Source organism: Microbacterium sp. PRC9, from assembly GCF_031844125.1.
Lineage (GTDB): Bacteria > Actinomycetota > Actinomycetes > Actinomycetales > Microbacteriaceae > Microbacterium.
The window spans coordinates 319,740-342,411 of sequence record NZ_JAUZUR010000003.1 but is presented as its reverse complement, the minus strand read 5'-3'; the positions used below and the strand labels follow the sequence as shown (position 1 = coordinate 342,411).

16 protein-coding genes are annotated in these 22,672 nt (G+C 70.7%); 7 read left to right on the top strand and 9 right to left on the bottom strand.

The features are described 5' to 3' along the window. Position 1 precedes the first annotated feature (1 nt). A complete protein-coding gene (locus Q9R33_RS08515; RefSeq protein WP_311293481.1) occupies positions 2-550 on the bottom strand; it encodes an ABATE domain-containing protein in 549 nt (182 codons plus the stop codon). Positions 551-633: 83 nt separating this feature from the next. Here Q9R33_RS08515 and Q9R33_RS08510 point away from each other — a divergent pair, with 83 nt between their 5' ends. Further along, complete coding sequence (locus Q9R33_RS08510; protein ID WP_311293480.1) at positions 634-1,077, top strand: VOC family protein; 444 nt, start codon at positions 634-636, stop codon at positions 1,075-1,077. A 27-nt stretch (positions 1,078-1,104) separates the two neighbouring features. Continuing rightward, a complete protein-coding gene (locus tag Q9R33_RS08505; protein WP_311293479.1) occupies positions 1,105-1,287 on the top strand; it encodes a hypothetical protein in 183 nt (60 codons plus the stop codon). 3 nt (positions 1,288-1,290) lie between these two features. On the opposite strand, the gene Q9R33_RS08500 is transcribed toward Q9R33_RS08505, so the two are convergent. Then, entirely contained in the window at positions 1,291-3,891 is a 2,601-nt protein-coding gene (locus Q9R33_RS08500; protein ID WP_311293478.1) for a penicillin acylase family protein, read from the bottom strand. A gap of 234 nt (positions 3,892-4,125) precedes the next feature. Here Q9R33_RS08500 and Q9R33_RS08495 point away from each other — a divergent pair, with 234 nt between their 5' ends. Beyond that, positions 4,126-4,467 carry a hypothetical protein gene (locus tag Q9R33_RS08495; protein ID WP_311293477.1) on the top strand — a complete coding sequence of 114 codons (342 nt, stop codon included), beginning with the start codon at positions 4,126-4,128 and terminating at the stop codon, positions 4,465-4,467. A gap of 58 nt (positions 4,468-4,525) precedes the next feature. Here the strand turns inward: Q9R33_RS08495 and Q9R33_RS08490 are convergent, their stop codons facing one another. The 4 genes from Q9R33_RS08490 to argG all read right to left on the bottom strand — a co-directional run bounded on the left by Q9R33_RS08490 (position 4,526) and on the right by argG (position 9,503). Then, positions 4,526-6,379 carry a YhgE/Pip domain-containing protein gene (locus Q9R33_RS08490; RefSeq protein ID WP_311293476.1) on the bottom strand — a complete coding sequence of 618 codons (1,854 nt, stop codon included), beginning with the start codon at positions 6,377-6,379 and terminating at the stop codon, positions 4,526-4,528. Beyond that, positions 6,376-7,164, bottom strand: coding sequence for a hypothetical protein (locus Q9R33_RS08485; protein ID WP_311293475.1), 789 nt, complete (start codon positions 7,162-7,164; stop codon positions 6,376-6,378). The genes Q9R33_RS08490 and Q9R33_RS08485 overlap by 4 nt, the downstream gene beginning before the upstream one ends. Next, a complete protein-coding gene (locus Q9R33_RS08480) occupies positions 7,161-7,802 on the bottom strand; it encodes a TetR/AcrR family transcriptional regulator (RefSeq protein ID WP_056365435.1) in 642 nt (213 codons plus the stop codon). The genes Q9R33_RS08485 and Q9R33_RS08480 overlap by 4 nt, the downstream gene beginning before the upstream one ends. A gap of 258 nt (positions 7,803-8,060) precedes the next feature. Beyond that, entirely contained in the window at positions 8,061-9,503 is a 1,443-nt protein-coding gene (gene argG, locus Q9R33_RS08475; RefSeq protein ID WP_056365431.1) for an argininosuccinate synthase, read from the bottom strand. 237 nt (positions 9,504-9,740) lie between these two features. Between argG and Q9R33_RS08470 the strand changes: the two genes are divergently transcribed. Then, entirely contained in the window at positions 9,741-16,748 is a 7,008-nt protein-coding gene (locus tag Q9R33_RS08470) for a DUF5979 domain-containing protein (RefSeq protein WP_311293474.1), read from the top strand. Positions 16,749-16,808: 60 nt separating this feature from the next. Here Q9R33_RS08470 and Q9R33_RS08465 read toward each other — a convergent pair whose 3' ends face one another. Both Q9R33_RS08465 and Q9R33_RS08460 read right to left on the bottom strand, forming a co-directional pair. Further along, the gene (locus Q9R33_RS08465; protein ID WP_056365426.1) at positions 16,809-17,543 is read right to left on the bottom strand and encodes a Pr6Pr family membrane protein; all 735 of its coding nucleotides are present in this window, start codon (positions 17,541-17,543) and stop codon (positions 16,809-16,811) included. 253 nt (positions 17,544-17,796) lie between these two features. Next, positions 17,797-18,552 carry a Pr6Pr family membrane protein gene (locus tag Q9R33_RS08460; RefSeq protein ID WP_311293473.1) on the bottom strand — a complete coding sequence of 252 codons (756 nt, stop codon included), beginning with the start codon at positions 18,550-18,552 and terminating at the stop codon, positions 17,797-17,799. Between the two features lie 142 nt (positions 18,553-18,694). On the opposite strand from Q9R33_RS08460, the gene Q9R33_RS08455 reads away from it, so the two are divergent. Next, positions 18,695-20,017 carry a M20/M25/M40 family metallo-hydrolase gene (locus Q9R33_RS08455; RefSeq protein ID WP_235560090.1) on the top strand — a complete coding sequence of 441 codons (1,323 nt, stop codon included), beginning with the start codon at positions 18,695-18,697 and terminating at the stop codon, positions 20,015-20,017. Positions 20,018-20,023: 6 nt separating this feature from the next. On the opposite strand, the gene Q9R33_RS08450 is transcribed toward Q9R33_RS08455, so the two are convergent. Continuing rightward, positions 20,024-20,413 (bottom strand): rhodanese-like domain-containing protein, encoded by a 390-nt coding sequence (locus Q9R33_RS08450; protein ID WP_311293472.1) that lies wholly within the window; start codon positions 20,411-20,413, stop codon positions 20,024-20,026. 256 nt (positions 20,414-20,669) lie between these two features. On the opposite strand from Q9R33_RS08450, the gene Q9R33_RS08445 reads away from it, so the two are divergent. Continuing rightward, complete coding sequence (locus Q9R33_RS08445; protein WP_311293471.1) at positions 20,670-22,094, top strand: pyridoxal-phosphate dependent enzyme; 1,425 nt, start codon at positions 20,670-20,672, stop codon at positions 22,092-22,094. Then, on the top strand, positions 22,091-22,666 hold the full coding sequence (locus Q9R33_RS08440; RefSeq protein WP_311293470.1) for a GNAT family N-acetyltransferase: 576 nt from the start codon (positions 22,091-22,093) through the stop codon (positions 22,664-22,666). Before Q9R33_RS08445 ends, Q9R33_RS08440 begins: the two co-directional genes overlap by 4 nt. Positions 22,667-22,672 lie beyond the last annotated feature (6 nt).

Genomic DNA, 22,672 nt, shown 5'->3' with positions numbered 1-22,672 from the left:
GTCAGGTCGACCCGCTCTTCTGCCGCTCACGATAGGCCTTGGCCTTCATGCGGCTGCCGCACGTCGCCATCGAGCACCACTCGCGGCGATGACCGCGCGAGTGGTCGAGGTACACCTGCGTGCACTCGGGTCGCGCGCACTCGCGCAGCAGCGCCGTCTGCTCGCCGCCGATGATCTCGACGGCCTCGCGCGCGATGTGCGAGAGCGCCTGCCGCGGTGTGCCGGACCGCGCCCAGCCGTCGGGCGTGAGCGCGGCGGTGAGCGGAGGCGTCGCCGCGGCGGCGTTCAGCCTGTCGACGGCCTCGGGCGGGAGCGGCTGGTCGTGGAGGCGCGACCACACCAGCGCGTAGATCGTCTCGCGAACTTCGATCGCAGCACGGAGGTCTTCGGGGACGGATGCCTCGGCCCGGGGAACGAGGCCGGACTCGACGAACCATGCATCGAGGTCTGAGGGGGCGGCGAGCTTCTCGGTGGGTTCGTCGTTGCGGCGCGCGCGCAGCGTGCCGACGAAGTCGAGGCTGAGCGTCCCGCAGGGGAAGGCGTGGATCACATCACCATTTTGACAGGTAACGGGAATGCATGGCACGGTAGTCACCGTTCTAACCGGTAACGCACCGATCGAAGGAGAATCCCATGGACCTGAAGCTCGAAGTCGTCGTCATCCCCGTCGCGGACGTCGACCGTTCGAAGGCCTTCTACGAGAGCCTCGGCTTCCGCCTGGACGCCGACTTCCGCACCGAGCGCGGGCTCCGCGTGGTGCAGGTGACCCCTCCGGGGTCGGCAGCGTCCGTCATCTTCGGCGACAAGCTCACCACGGCAGAGCCGGGCTCGACGCAGGGGCTGCATCTCGTCACTGCCGACATCGCCGCCGCCCGCGCCGACCTCGTCCAGGGTGGCGCCGAGGTCAGCGAGCTGTGGCACGACGCCGACGGCGTCTTCCACTGGGCCGGCACCGACAACCGCGTCGCCGGGCCGCACCCGTCCGCCGACAGTTACGGCACATTCGCCTCGTTCGCGGACCCCGACGGCAACGGCTGGGTGATCCAGCAGATCGTCACGCGCGCACCCGGGCGCTGAGCGGGAAGGACACCGACGATGACACGGATGCCGCATCCCGACGCCGAAGCACTGCTCAGGGACCTCCTCACCCGCACCGCGGAGGCACACGGCCGTTTCGAGAGCGAGGACCTCGGCGGGGTCTACGACGAGGCGTGGCCCCGGTGGTACGCCGCCTTCATGGCGCGGGAGCTCGCCGCCGACGGGTACGTGATCGAGCGGGCGGCCTGACCCTCAAGGCTTCAGCACGAGGGTGTCGGTCGTGGCCGCCTCGACGGCCTCGGGAGTGAACGCCCAGGGCGTGAGCTCTGCCTTCTGCCACGACTCCACCTGGTCGATGTAGTTCGTGTGGAAGGCGTGGCCGCTCTCGCCGGTGAGCTGGTTCCAGCGTGACGCGTCGAAGTCCGACAGGTCGACGATCATCCGCATGGACGGCACGGTGACGGTCGAGAAGCTCTGGGTCAGATCCCAGCCGGTCGCATTCACGACCGACGAGCCGCCGCCGACCGGGAACGGCCCGCGGTTGAAGAGCCACTCGATCGCGGCGATGCCCGACTTGCCGAAGCTGCCGTTCTCGAGCGGAAGGGCGTGCAGGCCGCCCCAGTTCCACCGAGAGGGGTTGTCGCCCTGGGCGTCGACGAGTCGCTCGTACGCATCGATCGCCGAGCGCTTCAGCATGTCGGTCATGCCGTCCACGCCGAGCTCGTCATTGACCCACCAGGGCGACGTCTCGTCGTCGAGCAGGGCGTCCATCACGAGGAACTGACGGCCCTGCCCGGTCATCGGCGCCGCGTTCGCGCGCCCGTCGACGAACACGTTGCCGGCGAGGGTGTCCCACAGCACGTTCGCGTACGCGGCGGCCGCCGAGTCGGCGCTGCTCTGCGCGTCCCACTCCTGCAGCAGGTCGAGCGCCGCATCCGTCTCGTCATCGCCCGTGGTGATGCCGGCGTAGGCGGCCGTGAGGCGCATGCCGATGAAGGAATAGTTGTCGGCCTGGATCGCGTTGAGGTCGTCCGCCGTCACCGGGCCCTGGGCGATCGCGCGGTCGATCAGCTCCGTGATGCGGGCCGCACGCCAGCCGTAGTCCCAGTCCCGCGTGAGCGGGTAGGTGTAGTCCTGCGTGACGATCGCGTTGTTCGCGGTGACGATGTAGCCCTCGGTCGGGTTGTACGAGACCGGAAGTTCCTCGAACGGAATATATCCCTGCCACGCGTACGCCGAGTCCCACCCGGGCTGCGGCATCGAGCCGTCGCCGGCGCCACGGATCGGAAGCTTGCCGGGCGTCTGATAGCCGATGTTGCCGTCGACGTCGGCGTAGATGAGGTTCTGCGCCGGCACGTCGAACAGGGCCGCGGCGCCGCGGAAGTCGTCGAAGTCCTTCGCGGTGTTGAGGGCGAAGATGGCGGATGCCGTGGTCCCGGGCTGCAGTGCGGTCCAGCGCAGGCTCACCGCATAGTCGCCCTCGGGTGCGTCGGCGGGCGCCTCCGTCACGGTGCCTCCGGTGCCGATGTACGGGGCCTCGGCGATCGCGGTGAAGTCGTCGGTGAGGCCCGAGATGATCGGTCCGTTCGCCGTGGCACGCACGTCGAGCTCGACGTCTTCGGAACCCGCGACCTTGAACGTCTCGGTGTGCGTCTCGAGGGGCACGAGGGCGCCGTCGTACCAGTACGAGTCGCCCTCGACCTTCTCGAGGTAGAGGTCGGTGACGTCGGTGGTGAGGTTCGTGAAACCCCACGCGACGCGCTCGTTGTGGCCGATCACCACGCCGGGAAGCCCCGAGAAGCCGAAGCCGGCGACGTCGAACGGGCACTCCTCGGTCACGGTGGAGCACTTGAGCTGGATCTGGTGCCACACGCTCGGCAGCGACGCGCCGAGGTGCGGGTCGTTGGCGAGCAGCGGCATGCCGGTGTCGGTGACGCTGCCCGACACGACCCACGAGTTCGAGCCGATGCCCTCGCCGGCGTCGCCGACGAGCTCGCCGACGGCTTCGATCACGCTGCCGACCTCGGTCCATTCGATCGACGAGGTGGACGCGTCCGTCTCGGGGAGGTCGGGAGCCGTGCCGACCGCCGGCACTGTGGAGATCTTCGGCACGATCACCGGGTTCCGATCGAACGGGTACGCCGGGTAGAGCTGGTCGATCTCGGCCTGGGTGAAGTCCGGCGCCATCACCGCGCGCTCGGTCTCGCTCTCGATGTTGCTGCGAAGGTCCCAGGCCATCGCCTTGAGCCACGCGACCGAGTCGGCCGGCGTCCACGGCTCGATCTCGTAGTCGGAGTTCTGCAGCCCGAGAACGGCGTACTCGAACGACGCGTCGGCTCCCTGGTGATCGGCGAGGTACGCGTTCACGCCGTCGGCGTAGGCGTCGTAGTACGCGCGCTCGGTGGCGTCGAGGGCGTCGACCTCCTGTTCGGCGATGTCGTGCCAGCCGAGGGTGCGCAGGAACTTGTCGGTGCCGAGCTGCGACGCGCCGAACATCTCCGAGAGGCGTCCGCTCGTGACGTGCCGGCGGAAGTCCATCTCCCAGAAGCGGTCCTGCGCGTGCACGTAGCCCTGCGCGAAGAACAGGTCGTGCGACGAGTCCGCGGTGATCGTCGGGATGCCGAGCACGTCGCGCTGCACCGTCACCTCGGCCTCGAGGCCGGGCGCCTTCACCTCGCCGCTCAGCTGTGGGAACGAGCGCTGCGCCGTGTACGTGACAACACCCACCGCGATGAGGGCGAGCACCACGACGGCCGCGAGGATGCTGAACAGGATGATGCCGATCGTCCTCCCCGCGGACCGGCGATGCACGGTGTCGTCGACGGCGTACGGAGAGGGCTGGGGCTTCGACATTGAAAGGGCTTTCCGGGCGGGGTGGGGGGATCCGCGGTGCCGGACACCGCGACATTCGGTGTCACGCGCGTTCGGGTCACACCGGCACCATCCCGCATGCTAACCCCGAGTCGTGCCTCGCGCCGAATCGCGTGGGGTTTTCACCGCGCGACCGGGCTCTTGTCGGGAGCGCTGCGTGCTGTCAGACTCTTCCCGTCACTGGCCGATCTCAACTGGGGGAGATCCACTATGCCCATGCACACGCGCGCCTCGCGCAGGGCGACTGCTCTTGCAGCCGCCGTCTCACTCACCGCGGTCGTCGCGCTCGGGAGCGCCGCACCCGCATTCGCATCGAAGCCCGCCGACGGCACGCACAAGGTCGCGTACTGTCACGCGACGCACAGTGCGAAGAACCCGTACGTCTACATCGAAACCGACCAGCTCGCCGTCGTGCGCGCCCACGAGAAGCACCAGGATGACGAGGACATCATCCCGGCCTTCTGGTACGAGCGTCACGGCGAGGTGCTGTGGTTCCCCGGCAACGGGGACGCGTCGCAGATCGGCGACGGCACCTGCGACGGCGGCGGAGTCGGCTGAGAGGCACTGATCGACACGGATGCCGCGGGCCGCGGCATCCGTGTCGTCGGAGCGCCCGCTAACCGATGACGCTCGGCTGCAGGTCGCGGAGCGTCCGGAAGTGGGTCATTCGGGTGACGCCGATCGCGGCGATCGCGCCCGCGCCGACGAGCCAGGCGAGCAGCACGGCGAGGTCGAGCCAGACGCGGTCGGCGCTGCCGCCGTACATGACCTGGCGCATCGCGTCGACGACGTAGCCCATGGGCAGCACGTGGTGCAGCGCCGCCAGCGGTGCGGGCAGCGTCTGCCACGGGAACGTTCCGCCGGCGGTCACGAGCTGCAGCACCATGAGCACGAGGCCGAGGAACTGCCCGACCGAGCCGAGCCACACGTTGAGCGCGAGCACGATCGCGGCGTACGTCGCCGAGGCGAGCAGCAGGATGCCGAGGGTCGCGAGCGGGTGTGCGAACGAGAAGCCGAGCGCGAGCGAGAGCACGCCGAAGAGGCCGAGCATCTGCACGCCGCCCAAGAGGGCAGGGGTGGCCCACCCGGCCAGCGTGATGCGGATCGGCGAGTGCAGCGCGGTCACCGCGCGCTTCGAGACCGGCTTGACGATGAGGAACAGCGCGTAGATGCCGATCCAGCCGGCGAGTGCGGCGAAGAACGGCGCGAGGCCGGCGCCGTAGTTCTGCGCCTGCGTGAGCGACGAGCGCTCGACCTCGACGGGGGCGGCGAGGGTGTCGGCCTGCGCGTGGCGGGTGTCGGCGTCGTACGACGGCAGTCGGGCGGCGCCCGCGGAGAGCCCGTCGCGCAACTGTGTCGCGCCGTCTTCGAGCTGAGTGAGCCCGCTGTCGAGGGTTGCCGCGCCATCGCGCAGCTGTGCGGCGCCGTCGGCGGCCGTCGCGGTGCCCGAGGCGAGCGTGGACGATCCTGCCGCGACGGATGCTGCTCCCGCCGAGACCTGCTGCGCGCCGGAGTTCAGCCGGTCGATCTGCGCGACGGCTCCCTGCACGCGGTCGTCGACGGCATCGAGCCGCTCGCCGACCGGGTCGAGCGTGGCGAGCACATCATCGATCCGGGCCTGGTCGAGGCCGGCCTCACCGAGCTTCGCGGCGATGTCGTCGCGAACCTGCGGCAGTGCCGAGATCGCGGACGAGGATGCGGCGCCGATCCGATCGGCGATGGCGTCGAGCTGTGCGGTGCCTCCGGCGACCTGCGACGCGCCGTCGGCGACCTGTGCCGCGCCGGCGGAGAGCTGAGCGGCACCGTCGCGCAGCTGTGCGGTGCCGTCTGCGAGCTGCCCGGCACCGGAGGAGAGCTGCGATGCGCCGTCGCCGGCCTGCGCGAGACCGTCGACCAGCTGCGAGGCGCCGGTGGCAGCATCCGTCAACTGCACGCGGATGGTGTCGAGGGCGTCGAGCATCGTGAGACCCGCCTCGGCCACGACCTTCTCGGTGATCGTCGCCTGGATGCGCTCGACCGCCTGCGTGCCGATCGTCGAGGCGAGGTAGTTGTTGGCGTCGCTGGTGCGCAGCACGATGTCGGCCGTCCGCGGCTCGCCGGTGGTGATCGACGCGATGGCCGCCGTGAAGTCGGCGGGCAGCTCGATCGCGAAGTCGTAGTCGCCCTCGTCGAGTCCGGCGTCGGCCTCGTCGGCGGTGGCGAGGTGCCAGTCGAAGGTGCCGTCCTCGATGAGCTCCTGCGCGACCTCGTCGCCGAGATTGCGATCGGCGCCGTTGAGTTCGGCGCCGGTGTCGGCGACGACGAGCGCCACCGGCACCTGGTCGAGCTGGCCGTAGGGGTCGCGGTTCGCCCACAGGTACAGCCCGCCGTAGAGGATCGGCACGACCATGAGGGCGATCAGCGCGATGAGCGACATGCGGGTCGACGCGAGCCGCCGGAGCTCGGCGAGGATCATCTGGGGGACCTTCATGCCCGGCCCCCCTTCGTGGGTGCGGTGAGCCTGCGGACACGAGGTCGTCCGATGGTCCGGGGCGTTTCGGCTCGCTTCGCTCGCTCAACGACCGGAAGGGGGGTCCGCCCGGCGACCGAGAGGGAGGTCCGCGCGGCGACCGGGAGGGAGGTCCGTCCGGCGACCGGGAGGGAGGTCCGTCCGGCGACCGGGAGGGAGGTCCGTCCGGCGACCGGCTCCGACGCCTGGCCGGCGATCACGAGCACCGCGTAGCCACGCGCGGCGAAGTCCTCCGCCACGGCCCACCACACGGCAGGCTCGCCGCCATGGCGGTCGGGGGAGACCAGCACGATCGCCTCGACGCCCTTTCGCAGCGCCGCCAGCTCGCACAGCGCGCGCACGCGGGCGGCGGGGTCGACGTTCGAGACGGGAACGGATGCCTCGTCCCCGAGGCCGTGCTCATCCAGCCAGCGCCGCACCGCGACGGGGTCGGACCGGCGTCCGGCGAACATGAGCTCCTCGGCGGCGACGCCGGCGAGCGTGACGTTGGGCTCGGGCTCCGACACCTCGGGAGCATCCACCAGGGCGACCCGGCGGCGAAGTGCCGAGGCATCCGTCCTGCCGTCCAGCGTCACCCTGCCGGTGTCGGGGCGCATGCGGCCCGACGCGATGAGTCCGAGCACGGTCGGCCGCTGCGCGGTCTCGGCAGCGACCAGCGTCGCGACGCCGGACTCGAAGGCGGCCGAGGTCGCGGGCAGCGCGTGCTCGCGGCGGCCCTTGCCGACCGCATCGAGCGCGACCCTCACGCGCTCGCCGCCTCGGGGGTGGCGACGATCTCGGGGTGCTCGTCGAGCAGTGCGTCTGCCTGGCGCCACGACAGCCCGGCGATGCTCAGTACGGCGCGCACCGCGAGGTCGCGGGCGGCGGGCGACGAGGCGTCGATGCGGGTGATGACGGTGCGCGCGGTCTCTTCGACGAGGCGCGCGAGCGTCGGGGCGGCGACGTCGGTGCGCAGCACCTCGGCGTCCTGCCCATCGCGCACGATGCGCACGACGGTGCGGCGCAGCGGTGCGAGGGCCGTCGCCGTCTCGTCGAGGTGGGCTTCGTCGAGGGCGATCGCCGCGAGCACCTGCACGTGCGCGGCTTCGTTCCACAGGGCGGCGGCGAGACGGGCGAGTGCGACCCGCGCGTCGGCGTCGTCGATCGAGGCGGCGACGGCGTTGAAGCGTGCCGCGCCCTGCGCGACGAGCTCGCGCACCAGGGCGTCGCGGTCGTCGAAGTGGCCGTACAGCGCCCGGCGCGAGAGGCCCGCTTGGCGGGCGATGGCGTCGACGGAGGCGCGGGGGTCGTGCGCCAGGGCCACATGAGCCGCGGCGAGGATGCCCGCGCGGTTCTCGAGGGCGTCGCGCCGCGGACGGCGCGCAGCATCGATCGGGGAGGTCATGCCTCCAGGCTAGATAAGTTGCACAGTAGTGTGCAACTTATCTCGGTGACTCACGGGTGAGGTCCAGCTTTCGGCGACTCCACGCCCTCCACGGCTGCGAAGTCCGGACTTCGCAGGCGGGAGATTGCGCCGGGTTGCGAGCGGGGTCCTGGTTTCGCGGCTTTCTGTACGGAAACGGCTGCGAAGTCCGGACATCGCCCGTTGGAGGAGACGGTGGGGCCGCCAGGCGGAGGGGCGGGCGGAGGGGGGCAGTCCGGGTCAGTCGGTTCCCAGGTCGAATGCGGACGCCTCGTTCGCGGCATCCGTCGCCTCTGCGAGCTCTTCCTGCGCGGCGCTGTAGTTCTCGGCGCGCTCGGTGATCTCGCCGGCTTCGCCCTGCGTGAGGTGACCGACGAGCTCGCCCGTCGCGCCGCCGATGAGACCCTTCGACGCGTAGTACTCGAGGCGCACGCGCGAGTCGGCGATGTCGAGGTTGCGCATGGTGAGCTGGCCGATGCGGTCGGTGGGACCGAACGCGGCGTCGCCGACGCGCTCCATCGAGAGCTTGTCGGGGTGGTACGACAGGCGCGGGGCGGTGGTGTCGAGGATCGTGTAGTCCTCGCCGCGGCGCAGGCGCAGCGTCACCGAGCCGGTGATCGTCGAACCGACCCACTTCTGGATCGACTCGCGCAGCATGAGCGACTGCGGCTCGAGCCAGCGGCCCTCGTACATGAGGCGGCCGAGGCGACGGCCCTGCTCGTGGTACGTCGCGAGCGTGTCTTCGTTCAGGATGCCGTTGACCAGGCGCTCGTACGCGGTGAACAGCAGCGCCATGCCCGGCGCCTCGTAGATGCCGCGGGACTTCGCCTCGATGATGCGGTTCTCGATCTGGTCGCTCATGCCGAGGCCGTGGCGGCCGCCGATGCGGTTGGCCTCGAAGACGAGCGCGACCGGGTCGGCGAACTCGACGCCGTTGAGGGCGACGGGGCGGCCGGCCTCGAAGGTGACAGTGACGTCCTCGGTCTCGATCTCGACCGACGGATCCCAGAAGCGCACGCCCATGATGGGCTCGACGGTCTCGAGCGACACGTTCAGGTGCTCGAGGGTCTTCGCCTCGTGCGTCGCGCCCCAGATGTTCGCGTCGGTGGAGTAGGCCTTCTCGGCGGAGTCGCGGTAGGGGAAGCCGTGCTCGACGAGCCACTCGCTCATCTCCTTGCGGCCGCCGAGCTCGGTGACGAAGTCGGCGTCGAGCCAGGGCTTGTAGATGCGCAGGGCCGGGTTCGCCAGCAGGCCGTAGCGGTAGAACCGCTCGATGTCGTTGCCCTTGTAGGTGGAGCCGTCGCCCCAGATGTCGACCCCGTCCTCCTTCATGGCGCGCACGAGCAGCGTGCCGGTGACGGCACGGCCGATCGGCGTGGTGTTGAAGTAGGTGCGGCCGCCCGAGCGGATGTGGAACGCGCCGCACGCGAGGGCGCCGAAGCCCTCTTCGACGAGCGCGGGCTTGCAGTCGACCAGGCGCGAGACCTCGGCGCCGTACTCGAGCGCGCGGCTCGGGATGGCGTCGATGTCGTCCTCGTCGGGCTGACCGAGGTCACCGGTGTAGGTGCAGGGGATCGCGCCCTTGTCGCGCATCCACGCGACGGCGACGGAGGTGTCAAGGCCTCCCGAGAAGGCGATGCCGACGCGCTCGCCGACGGGCAGGGACTGGAGGACCTTCGACATGGCCTCAAGTCTAGTTAAGGGGACGGATGCCGCCCCGCGATGCGTCGGCCGTCACACCAGTCACGCCAGCAACAGTGGCGCCGCGCCGACGGGCCTGGCTAGGCTGACCGCGAGGTGTGAATCCGGTCGTGACTTCGGGAGTGTGACCGGCCCATTCGTCGCAGTGCCAGTGGACCGGGGGGTTACTTGTTCTCCAGAGCGCGCTCACGTATCGCGGCAGCCGTCACGATCCTCGCGGTGGCCGCCGCGACGCTGATCGCCCCGGCAGCCGTGGCCGCCCCGATCCTGCCCGATCCGCAGGCGGGCGACATCACGGCGGTGGCGACGCTCGACAAGACCGCGTCGGTCACCGAGGTCGCGCCCGGTGAGACCTTCACGTACACGCTGACCGTCGGCTGCTCGGCCATCACCGATCTCGGCTGCCGCGGCGCGGTGCTCACCGATGTCGTGCCGGCGCCCTTCGTGGTCGTGGAGGCCGTTGTCGGCGGCGGAGCCAACACCGCCGCCGAGCCGGTCATCAGCGGCAACACCGTGACGGTGACGTGGACGACGCCGCTCGGCGACGGCACCGTCGGCATCCTCGACAACACGACGGGCATCGTCGAGATCACGGCGCAGCTGCCCGCCGACGTCTCGTACGACGTCAGCGGAACGGCCGTGATCAACGAGGCCACGATCGAGGGCACGAACTTCGCGGACGAGGACGCCGTCGCCCCGGTGACGCCGATCGTGCCGCTGGAGCTCGCGACCACCGCGACCAAGACCTTCACCCCGACGGAGGCCATCGCCACGCCCGGGGCCGCGGTCTCGGCTGCACTCGGCGGCACGAACACCTCGAATGCGACCGTCGAGTCGCTGTCGATCCAGGATCCCGTCGACCCCGAGGCCGCGCCGAACCCCTTCGACTCGCTCGCCTTCGCCTCGTTCGGCACGGTGACGCCTCCGACCGGTGCCGACCCCGCCCTGACCACCTACGAGGTGTACGTCGACGGCGTGTGGGTCGAGGCACCCGGCGGGGCGCTTCCGGCCGGGGTCACGCCCGACGAGGTCAAGGGCACGCGCGTGACCTTCCGCGGGGCGATCCCTGCGGGCGCCACGGGCTCCGTCGCGCTGAACCTGACGGTGACGGATGCTGCGGCATCCGAGCCCGATGGAACCTCGGTGCCGAACGACGTGCGGTCGACGGTCGCGATCGGCGACGAGACCGCCACCGGCGACGCGGAGGCGTCGTTCACGCTTCGTCAGAACACCGTGACGGTGGCCGCCAGCAAGTCGTTCAGCCCGGACCTGGTCATCGCCGGCGAGTCGACCACCGTCACGATCGCCGGGCGCAACGCCTCGACGATTCCGATCGACACGCTGACGATCCGAGAGCCGGCGAGCGGGACGTTCCCCGATGCGTACACGTTCGGCGGGTTCACGGGGCCGGTCGACTGGCCGGCCGGCGCGACGTCGGGGGAGGTCGAGTACGTCCTCTCGGACGGGACCTTCGTCGTCGTTCCGTTCGCCGACGGCACGGTTCCTGCACTCCCCGACGGGGTGGACCCCGCCGACATCGCCGCGTTCGAGTTCACCTTCACGGGCGACATCATCCCCGGCGGCGAGACCGAGATCCCGTTCACCGTCGACACCGACCCCGACCTGACCGGACTCCCGCTCACCGTGCCCAACATCGTCGGCGTCGAGGGCGAGAACGCCGGCACCACGGGGACGGCCGAGGCGACAGACGACCTCTACATCTACGACGAGGTGCTCGAGCCGTACATCTCGAAGCAGATCCGGCCGACGCCGATCCTGGCGGTGCCCGGCGAGGTCGTCACGGTCACACTGAACGGTGGTCTCACCGAGCGCCCCTCCCCGCCGGACAACCCCACCGGCACCACCGGCCGCGCGCAGCAGGTCGTGATCCAGGATCCCGAGGATCCGGTCGAGGGCGACCAATGGTGGAACGCGTTCGACCTGACCGCGATCACGCAGACGCCGGTGCCGGCCGACTCGACGCTGACGATCGAGTACTACGACACGACGACCGGGACATGGGAGACGCTCGCCGGGCCGATCGACGGGCCGACGATCTACTCGCAGCAGGTGCCGTCCGACATCAGCGACGTCGCGGGCGGCGTGCGGTTCGTCTACGACTACACGGGTGACGCGGGCGGCTTCGCGCCCGGCACCGACTTCGCGCCGAACTTCACCTCATCGCTCCGAGCGGACGGCCGCTATACGGAGGTGCCACCGTTCAGCGATGACGAGAGCACCTTCGTGCCGAACTGCGCGCAGACGGATGCCTCGAGCGAGAACCCGAGCGTGCCCGACGGGCGGGCCGTGATCCCGCCCGACGACTGCCCCGTGCTCGAGCTCATTCCGCCGGACCCCGGCAACGCCGACCTGATCGACAAGTCGTTCGGCACGTCGAGCTCGGGCGGCACCAAGTCGGTCATCGCGCGCTCGGGAGACACGATCCCGTCGACGCTGCGCTGGTCCACCGGCGGCTACTCGAACCTCGAGCACGTCGAGATCACCGACATCGCCGCTCCCGAGACCACGGCGATCACGGCCTCGCTGTACAACGCGTTCGACCTGACCCGCATCAACGCCATCACGACGGCGACGGATCCCCTCATCACGTACGACGCCGTTCAAGCGGTACAGCTCTACAACGGCACCACGTGGGTGACCGCGGCGAACAACCCGTGCAACCCGCTCTGCGTCGGGCAGTTCCCGGGCATGAACCTCACGACGGCCGAGCGCGCCTCGACCGTGGGCGTGAAGCTGACCTTCGTCGAGAGCCCTGACCGCGCGGCCGCGTCGGCCGGCGACCCGACGGCGCCGCCCGTGGGATCGGGCGTCGCCCGCTCATTCGCGAACGACCGGCCCGTGACGCTCGTGTGGCAGGTGCGCGACGAGCGCCGCAGCGACGGCAAGGCGGTGCTCGGCGACGAGCTCTACAACCTGACGACGGACGGAGTCGTGCGCAACACGGCCAATGCCACCGGGTTCCCGGCCGACGGCGGCGACTCGTTGTCGGCGAACGACCAGGACGACGTCATCATCGTCGACGTGCCGCTGACGACGACGACCGACAAGAATTGGCAGGGCGGCCCGCTCGCGGTGCCGAACGACCCCGACATCCTTCCGAGCCAGTACCCGCTCAGCCGGGTCACCGTCACCACGCGGAACACGACGCCGGCCAGGATCGACATGCTGCAGATCACCGACACCGCCCCGGGCTCGGTGACCGATCGACGCCAGGATCCGTTCCAGGCGTTCACCTTCAACAACTTCGTCCGGATCGACCAACCGTCGGGGACGACGGGGACCGTGGTCACGCTGTCCTGCTTCGGCGGCGGTCCGATCGAGCTGACCCGAACCGAGGCGCTCGCGCTCACCCCGAACACGATGCCCTGCGACGTGTCGGGCGTGCAGGTGACCTACACCGGTCGCATCGCGTCGAACGCCGCGGGAGTGGTTGAATTCGACCTGCGGTTGCGTCCCTTCTGGCAGGGGACGACCGAGCGCGTGTCGGTCGGCGATTCGCCGATCGCCAACACGGCCGAGGGCGTCATCGCCGATGTCGACCCGTTCACGACCTGCCCGCCGCCGGAGGGCGCCCGCTGGGCCTGCGACGACGCGTCCGCGTCGATCGCACTCGAGGAGCCGACGTTCTCGGTCAGCGCAGGCAAGACGATCGCGCCGGCGCAGCAGAAGGAGAACGACTTCTCGCCGGTCACAGTGACGCTCACCGGTCAGCCAGGCGGATCGGCCCGCGCGTACACGATGCTCATGACCGACGACGACCCGACGTTCTGGAACGCGATGGACTTCGTCGGGCCCGACCCCGACTGGCAGCTGCCCCCGCCCATCGGCAAGGTGCAGGTGTGCTACCTCGACGGCGGCGACTTCACCGACGCGAACGTGGTCGCCGACACGGTCGGCGGCACCTGGACGTGCATGCCCCGTCTGGGAGACCTGTCGGTCGCGGCGGCCAAGACGTTCCTCGAGAATGCGCCGAGCACGCTGCACGGGCTGAGCTTCCAGTTCTGGTCGGATGTCGAGCTCGGCTGGACGAACCCGGTCAATCCGATCATCAACGTCCCGTTCTTCGTGGAGCGCCGTGCGGACCTTCGCACCGGCGAGCCCACCCCGACGACGCGCAGCGATCAGGTCCCCGCGCCGGGGGAGCAGGATGCGGGCGTCTTCTTCGACACGGTCACCGTCGAAGGCATCTCGGCCCAGGTCGGACTCGGAGATCGGCTCACCGCTGAGGAGACGGCCGAGGCGGAGTACCGCAACCTGCACCTGCAGGCATCCGTCAACGTGGTGAAGTCCCCGACCGGGGACGTGCGTCCGGGCGTGGAGATCCCGTTCACCCTCGCCTATACGAACACCGGCGAGCGGGCGCTGACCGACGTCGTCTTCACCGACCAACTGCCGTTGACCGCCACCGGCGAGCCGCAGCTGATCTTCAACCCCGACCGGGACCCGAGCGTCCCGCCGTGGTCGTTCGCGCTCACCGGCGCTGCCCCGACGCCGCCGGGCGGGGATCCGCTTCCGACCGACCCGGCCGACGTCGAGGTCGAGGACCTCGGCACGAGCATCGTCTTCACGATGCCGGAGGGATCGGTGCTCGAGCCCGGGCAGACGTACACCATCACGCTGCGCATGATGCTGCGACCCGGCCTCACGCCGAACGACTCCGTCACCAACACGGCGACGGTCGACGTGGCCGAGCCGCTCGACGAGTGCGTGCCCAGCTACGACGAGGCCACCGGACTGTGCGCCGACACCGCCACCGTGAGGCCGCTGGCGGTACCGGCGCTGAGCACCGTCAAGTTCGTCCGTGCCGACAACCCGCCGAACCTGCCGGACGTGCCGAACGTCCGCAGCGACGACGCGAACTTCACGTGCGAGGGCTCCGCGACGGCCGACGGGTTCTACCGCTACCCCTGTGTGCCGCTGACGCTGCCCGGCGACACCGAGACGTGGCGTCTGCACGTCACCAACGCGGGCACGGTGCCCATCTCGAAGCTCGTCTCGATCGACAACCTGCCGACCCCGGGCGACCAGGGTCTCATCGTGGTCATTCCGCGCGGCAGCCAGTGGCAGCCGACGTTCGTCGGCGACGCCGCCCTCATCGTCGACCCGACGACACCGGCGAACGCGCAGATCTCGCTGTTCTATTCGACGGCCTCCGTCCCCTGCACCGCAGACCTCAATCCCGTCGGCACCCCGTGCGCTCCAGGCGCCTGGCTGCCGCTGGACGACTCGGTCGACCCGTCGATCGTGCGCAGCATCAAGGTGACGGTGGACTTCCCCGGTGAGGAGAAGTTCGAGCCGGGTGACTCGCTCACGCTCCAGTTCACGACGCGCACCACTCCGACCGCGCAGGTCGTCAAGGATCAGCCGACGGCGTACAACACGATCTCCACCGGCGGCGCGGCGCTCAGCGGCGCGGCGACCGTGCTCGTGCCGGCCACCGAGGGGCGCCGCGTGGGCGTCGCGTACCCGACCGGCTCGATCGCGCTGCAGAAGATCGTTTCGGGCCCGGCCTCCGGGTTCGCCCCCGATTCGTTCCCGGTGCAGCTCGTCTGCACGATAGACGGCATCCCGGTGCAGGGACTGCCCGAAGTCGACCTCGTGCCCGGCGCGGATCCGACGGTGATCGACGGGCTGCCGCTCGGAGCCGAGTGCACGGCCACCGAGGGTCAGTGGGGCCAGACGCAGACCGACATCGGCACCGCGACCGTCACGCTCGACACCGAGGAGATCGGGCTCGTCACGGTCGAGAACATCTACGACGTCGCCGCGCTGCGCATCAGCAAGGCGGTGGACACGGATGCCGTGGACAGTGGAGGCGACCCGATCCCGTATGGTCCGTTCACCTTCGGGGTCACGTGCGAACTCAACGGCCAGCCGGCGTACGCCGACGGCTACGGCCCCGACGCGCCCATGGTCGAGGAGATCACCCCCGATCAGACGTGGGCGCTCGACGGGCTCCCCGTCAACGCGACGTGCACGGTCGAAGAGACCGACGCCCTCGGCGCCGAGGGCACCACGATGCAGGTCGACTCGGACGAGCCCGTCGAGGGCACGTCGGTGGACGTGACGATCCAGGACGAGACCGAGGTGCAGGTGCTCGCGACGAACTCCTTCGGGGCCGGATCGTTCCGCATCGTGAAGCAGCGCACCGGAGACGCCGCCGAGGTCTTCGGCGCCGGGCCCTTCGAGTTCGCCGTCGTCTGCACTCTCGACACCGGCGGTGCGATCCCCCGCATCGTGTGGGCCGGGTTCCTCACGCTCGACGAGGGCAACGGCTACGAGGCGCGGGTCGACGACGTGGCTGCGGGAGCGAGCTGCACAGTCCGGGAGACGGAGGACGGCGGGGCGACATCCGTCGAGATCCGCACCTCGCCGTTCGTCGTCGAGTCCGGCGGCACCGAGGTGGTCACGGCCGTCAACACCTTCGATGCCGGATCGCTCACGGTCACCAAGGTGATCGACGGTGACGGCGCCGAGCTGTGGGGCGCCGGGCCGTTCACCGTCGTGCTCGCGTGTGTCGACCAGGATGGCGAGCCGGTGGATGTACCGGACGCCGAACAGGTGCTGAGCGCTGACAGCGAGACGCCGTACACCTACACGTGGTGGCCGCTGCTCATCGGTCTGGAGTGCACGCTCACCGAGACCGACACCGGCGGCGCGCACGCGACGACCATCACGGATGCCGAGGGCGAGCCGGTCGAGACCATCGAGGTCGTCGAGGGCGAGACCGACGTCACGGTGACCAACACGTTCGACGTCGGGCAGATCGAGGTCCTGAAGACCGTGTCGGGCGGCGACGCGTCGCTGCACCGGACCGACACGTTCGAAGTGACCGCGTCGTGCACGTGGAACGGCTCCGCGATCGACGTGCCCGGTGGCGCCGTGCGTGAGCTCACGACGGCTGCGCCGGTCGTCTACGAGGACCTCCCGGTCGGCGCCGAGTGTGCCGTGACCGAGACCTCGAACGGCGGAGCGGATGCCGTCACGTACACGCCGGCGGATCCCGATGGTGCGAACCGCGCCGTCGTGACGGTCGGCGGTGAGGACGCAGCATCCATCACCGTCGACAACCGGTTCGACAGCCCGCTGCCGGCGACGGGCGCGGACGGGGCGCGCGTCGCGGGACTCGGGGCGATCGGTGCGCTGGCGATCCTCGCGGGTGTGTTCGCGATGGTGGTCGTGCGTCGACGGAGCCGGAGCGTCTGACGACGATGGGCGGGTGCCTCATCGCACCCGCCCATCTGCGGCCTCCCCCGGCGGCGCTGATCAGATCGCCAGCGTGTGGCGCGCGGCCGGGGCGCCGTGACGTGTGGACCGCTTCTCGCGGTACCGGCCGATGAGGATGATGATCGAGCCGATCGCGAGGAAGCCGGCCAGGATCACGCCGATGTAGGTGAACGCCGACGAGTAGCCGCCTGCACCGTGCGGGTCCAGGAACGGGTACGGGTACCACCACGGTGTGGTGCCGTCGGGGTTCGCGACGCGCTCGCCGCGGACCATCGTGTACGTCGTCCATGCCAGCGGGTAGCCGACGAGCACCGCGAGCGACCACCAGGGCAGCGCCCGCCGGCGCGGGGCCAGCAGCAGGTCCAGCGCGAAGTAGATCGGCAGGACCACGTGCAGCACCTCTGCCGCGTACTTGTCGAGCATCGCGATCCCGGCGGAGTCGCCGAGCGCGATGGCCGACGGCAGTCCGCGCAGCAGCGCGTTGTAGACCAGCCCGAGCAGCAGCACGGGCCCCGTGACCGCCGCCAGGGCCAGCGCGATGCCGAACGGCTCGCGCACGGAGCCCGGGTGCCGCATCGCCCATGATGCGGCCACGAACAGTGTGACGATGCTGAGCAGCGTCGACACGATCGTGAACAGGCTGAAGTAGTTCGCCAGCACGTCGCCGAGGCCCTGCCCCTGGCGCGCTGCGCGGTCTACGTTGACGATGAATCCAGCGACGACTCCGGAGATCCCGGTGAGTGCCGCGGCGATTCGAAACCATGCCCAGTGCATGTCCTACCCCTTTCGACATCACGCGCTTTGCGTGTCGTTCTGCCCCGTGCACAGATGTACTCCCGTCGATACGGGGGTGTATCAAACCTTTGTGTCGGCGGCGTGTGGAAAACGCGCGCCCGGCACCCGGTGTTGTCAGGAAGCTACAACTTGTCCACCGTTTGGTGGACATCGTCGACAAAAGCCGCGGAAATCCGGGCGTGTCCTCCGTTCGGGGGACACGATTCAGCCTCTGTGACCGGCTGGTCGCGCGTCAGTCCGGCAGGGCGGAGGAGGGGACGGATGCCGCTGCCCCGGCGTCATCCGACGCGCCGGCAGCCGCACCTCGGCGCCGTCCCCACCACACGACGAGGGCCCCGACGGCGACGATCGCGGCCGCGATCCCGATGACGTAGAGGACCACCGAAGGCCAGCCGCCGGGGTTGTTCGGGTTGAGGAACGGGTACGGGTACCAGAACGGGTCACCGCTGACCGGGTTCGTGATGAGCGGTCCGCGGATCATCGTGTAGATCACCCACACGATCGGGAACGCCACCACGCTCCAGAGGCTCCGCCAGCCGAGGGCGCGGCGGAGCGGCCCGAGGAACACGTCGAGGAGCAGGAAGATCGGGGCGATGAGGTGCAGCACCTCGTTGGACCACGGGATCGGGGCGCTGCCCTGCGGCAGCTCGATGCCCCGCAGCAGGGTGTTGTAGACGATGCCCGTGATGATCATGTAGGTGCTGACGCACGCCAACGCCACCGCGAGACCGTGGGGCTCAGCATCCGCTCGGCGTCCCTTGGTGAGGTACCACAGCGCCGCCCATGCGAGCACGACGGCCGCGGCGGCATTCGAGAGGATCGTGAAGAAGCTGAAGAAGTTCGCGATCGTCGTGGTGACGTCGCGGCCGAGCTCGATGGCCGTGCCGATCGACTTCGCCAGCTGCGCCGAGATCGCGGCGGCGATCAGCGCCGCCATCACGAGTCGCAGCACCGTCCACACCGTCGCCCATCCCCGCGTGCGCGTCATGCGCTCACCATATCGAGTGGGGAGTGTCGCGGCGCGTCGCGGTGTGACTCCGCGTGGCACGCGTCGGCGCGAGGGCGGCACGAGTCGGGCTAGCCTCGGCCGCGGCGGAGGGACCGCCGTGCCCGAACCGAGGAGGACCACCGTGCCGACGCTGCTGGAGGACGAGGCGCTGCAGTTCGTGCGGGACCTGATCCGCATCGAGACCGTGAACACCGGCGTCGCCGCGACGATCGGCGACGGCGAGACCCGCGCGGCGCGGTGGGTGCAGGAGCGCCTGGCCGAGGTCGGCATCGCGTCGGAGCTCGTCGAGTCGCGCCCCGGGCGCGGCTCGCTCATCGCGCGCGTCCCGGGGAGCGATCCGGATGCCGGCGCCCTGCTCGTGCACGCGCACCTCGACGTCGTGCCCGTCGAGGAGAAGGACTGGACGCACCCGCCGTTCGGCGCCGACGTCGAGGACGGCTACCTCTACGGCCGCGGCGCCGTGGACATGAAGAACTACGCGGGCACGATCCTCGCGGTGGCGCGGCACTTCGCCCGCGAGGGGATCGTGCCGCGGCGCGACCTCGTGTTCGCGTTCCTGGCCGACGAGGAGAGCGGCGGCGTGTGGGGCGCCGGATGGCTGGTCGAGAACCGGCCCGACCTGTTCGCGGGCGTCACTGAGGCGCTCAGCGAGGTCGGCGGATTCTCGGTGCCGCTGGCCGACGAGCCCGGCGACGACCGCCGCGCGTACCTCGTCGCCACCAGCGAGAAGGGTGTCGCCTGGTCGACGCTGCGCGCCCGCGGCCACGCCGCGCACGGCTCGCGGCCCACCGACGACAACGCCGTCGTGCGGCTCGCGCAGGCCGTCGCGGCCGTCGGGGCCCACCGGTTCCCGGTCGTGCGCACGCCTGCGCTGCAGCGCTTCCTCGACGTGTTCGGTGCGGCGCGCGGTCTGGCGTTCACCGATGAGTCGCTCGCGGACGACCTCGAGAGCCTCGGATTCGTGTCGTCGCTCGTCGGCGCGACGACACGCAACACCGCGACCCCGACCGTGCTCGACGCCGGCGACAAGACGAACATCATCCCGGCGGAGGCGGCGGCGCGGCTCGACATCCGCATCCTCCCCGGCCAGGACGACGCGCTGCGCGAGGGCCTGCGCGAGCTCGTCGGCGACGACATCGACATCCGCGAGGGGCGCTGGTGGTCGGCGACCGAGGCTCCGGTCGATGCGCCGATCATCGACGTCCTGCAGGATGCGATCTCGGTCGACGACCCCGACGGCGTGGTCGTGCCGTACCTGCTGCCGGCCAGCACCGACAACAAGCACTTCGCGAAGCTCGGCATCCACGGCTACGGGTTCGTCCCGCTGCGCGTGCCCCGCGACTTCGATGTGTTCGCGCAGTTCCACGCCGCCGACGAGCGGATCCCCGTCGACGCGCTCCACTTCTCGGCGCGGGTGACCGAGCGGATCCTGCGGACCGCCTGACGACCGCTATCGAGACGGCGCCTCCGCGGTGGGTGCGCCCGATTCCTTCCACGCCGGGAAGCCGCCGTCGACGTGGGCGACGTTGGTGAAGCCCTTCGCGCGGAGCTGTTCGGCGACGGGACCGGAGCCGCGGATCGAGCCGCAGACGATGACGATGTCCTGGTCCCAGTCGGTGATCTCGGCGAACTTCTCGGGCGAGTCGATGAGGAACTGTGCGTCGAGGTTGTCGCGATCGCCGCGGATGGAGCCGGGGATCACGCCGTCGCGCTCGCGGCCGGCGTCGCTGCGCACGTCGATGACGAGGGCGCCCGCGGCGGCGCGCCCGGCGGCCTCTTCGGCCGTGATGAGCGGCGCGTCGAAGGTGGGCTCGGCCGCGGTGTCGGTGGTGTCGGTCATGGCGGGGTGATCCTTTCGGACGGACGGACGGACGTCGGACGGACGGATGCCGCTCCTCGGCGCCACGCTACGGCCGGCGCGCGCCGCTCCAGGCATCCGTCCGTCACACGGCGCCATGATCCGTCACGCGCCGTCGCGAGCGGCCCGGGTCTGTGACGCCGCGCGACGTCGCATGGCCCCGCGCGACGAAGCCGGGCCGGGTCCATGCCACGGGCGCCGTAGCGTCTGGGGACATCCTTGGGAAGGCGGATTGCTCATGGTGCGGTACGAGTCCGTGATCGAGTCCATCGGGGGCACGCCGCTCGTGCGCGTGCATCGCCTGGCGGCAGGGCTGCTGCCGAGGGTCTACGTGAAGCTGGAGCACCAGAACCCCGGTGGCAGCGTCAAGGATCGCGCCGCGCTCTCGATGATCCGCGCCGCCGAGCGCGACGGTGCGCTCCGCCCGGGCGGGACCGTGGTGGAGGTGACCTCCGGCAACACCGGCGTGGGTCTGGCGCTCGTGGCGGCGCACCTCGGCTATCGCGCGGTGATCTTCACGTCGAGCCAGATCGCGGCGGAGAAGATCAGCCTGCTCCGGGCGTACGGCGCCGAGGTGCGACTCGTCGACGCGTTCGTGCCGAAGGGGCACCCCGACAGCCTGTCCGCGGCCGCAGACAGGTTCGTCGACGGGACGCCCGGCGCCTGGCGTGCCGACCAGTACGACAACCCCGCCAACCCCGCCGCGCACGTCGGTTCGACCGGCCCGGAGATCTGGGCCGACACCGAGGGGGCCGTGACGCACTTCGTCGCGAGCGTGGGCACGGGCGGCACCATCTCGGGCACGGGCCGTGCGCTCAAGGAGCTCAGTGGTGGGGCGGTGCGCGTGATCGCGGCCGATCCGGCCGGCTCGTCGTACTCGGGCGGCGACGGCAGCCCGAAGTACATCGAGGGCGCCGGCCACACGGTGCACCCCGAGGCGGACGAGGACATCTGGCCGCAGTCCTTCCACCTCGACGTCGTCGACGAGTACGTCACCGTCGACGATCGCGAGGCGATCCTCACCGCCCGGCGCGCGGCCCGCGAGGACGGACTGCTGCTGGGCGGTTCTGCCGGCACCGCGCTCGCTGCGGCGCTGCGGCTGGCCGGACGGCTCGGCCGCGACGACGTGGTCGTGGCCCTCGCGCCCGATTCCGGACGCAACGCGCTCTCCACCTATTTCGACGACGAGTGGCTCGCCGACCGGGGTTTCGTCTTCGAGCAGCGCGATGCGCCGACGCTGGAGGGTCTGGTGGAGGAGCCCGCGGCGCGCGTGGGCCTGCACCTGTCGGTGGCCGAGGCGGTGGAGCGTCTCGAGGAGAGCGGGACGGATGCTGCGGCCCCGGTGCTCGCCGTATACCTGCGCAGCGATCACGAGGCGCCGTTCTCCGCGCGTGACGCTGCCGGTCTCGTGACCCTCGACGGCCTCCGGCGCGCGCTCGCCGCCGGTGCCGGGGAGGGCCTCGTGCGTGACCACGTGGCCGCGCCACCGCCCACCGTCGGCATCGGGCGCTCGCCCGGCGAGGTGCTCGCGGCGCTGGATGCTTCGCATCCCGGCTGGGCGGCAGCATCCGTCCTGCGCGATGGAAGGATCGTGGGAGTGATCACCCGGGAGACCCTCGTCGCTCACACCGATCGTGCCGATCGCCTGGTCGTCGCGCGATGACCGCGGAGCTGCTGCAGACGGATGCCGCGCACACCGGTGCGTCGGGTCCCGCGTCGACGGCCGCGACAAGTGGCTTCCTGGTGCGGACCGCCCGCCCTGACGAGTACGACCGGGTCGGCGAGGTGACCTACCTCGGCTTCGGGCACGGCGAGCCCGGCGCGACGCAGCCCGACGCCGAACGGCTCGCGCTGCTGCACGGGGCGGCCGCGCGGGCGGAGGCCGGCGACCTGCTCGTGGCCGTCGATGACTCGGGGGCGATCCTCGGCACGGCGAGCCTCCTGCGCGCCGACAGTGCTCTGGTGCGGCAGTCGCGGGGTGGCGAGGCGGAGCTGCGCCTGCTGGCGGTGCTGCCCGAGGCACGCCGCCGGGGGATCGGCGAGGCGCTCATGGCCGAGGCGATCGCCCGCGCCCGGACGTGGGGTGCGCCGGCCCTGGTGCTCGACACCGGCCCGCAGAACGAGCGGTCGCAGCGGCTCTACCACCGCCTCGGCTTCGACCGGCTGCCGGAGCGGGAGACGATCCCGGCGTCACGCGGGGGTCTCCTCGCCGTGTTCCGCCTCCCCCTCGGGTGATTCGCG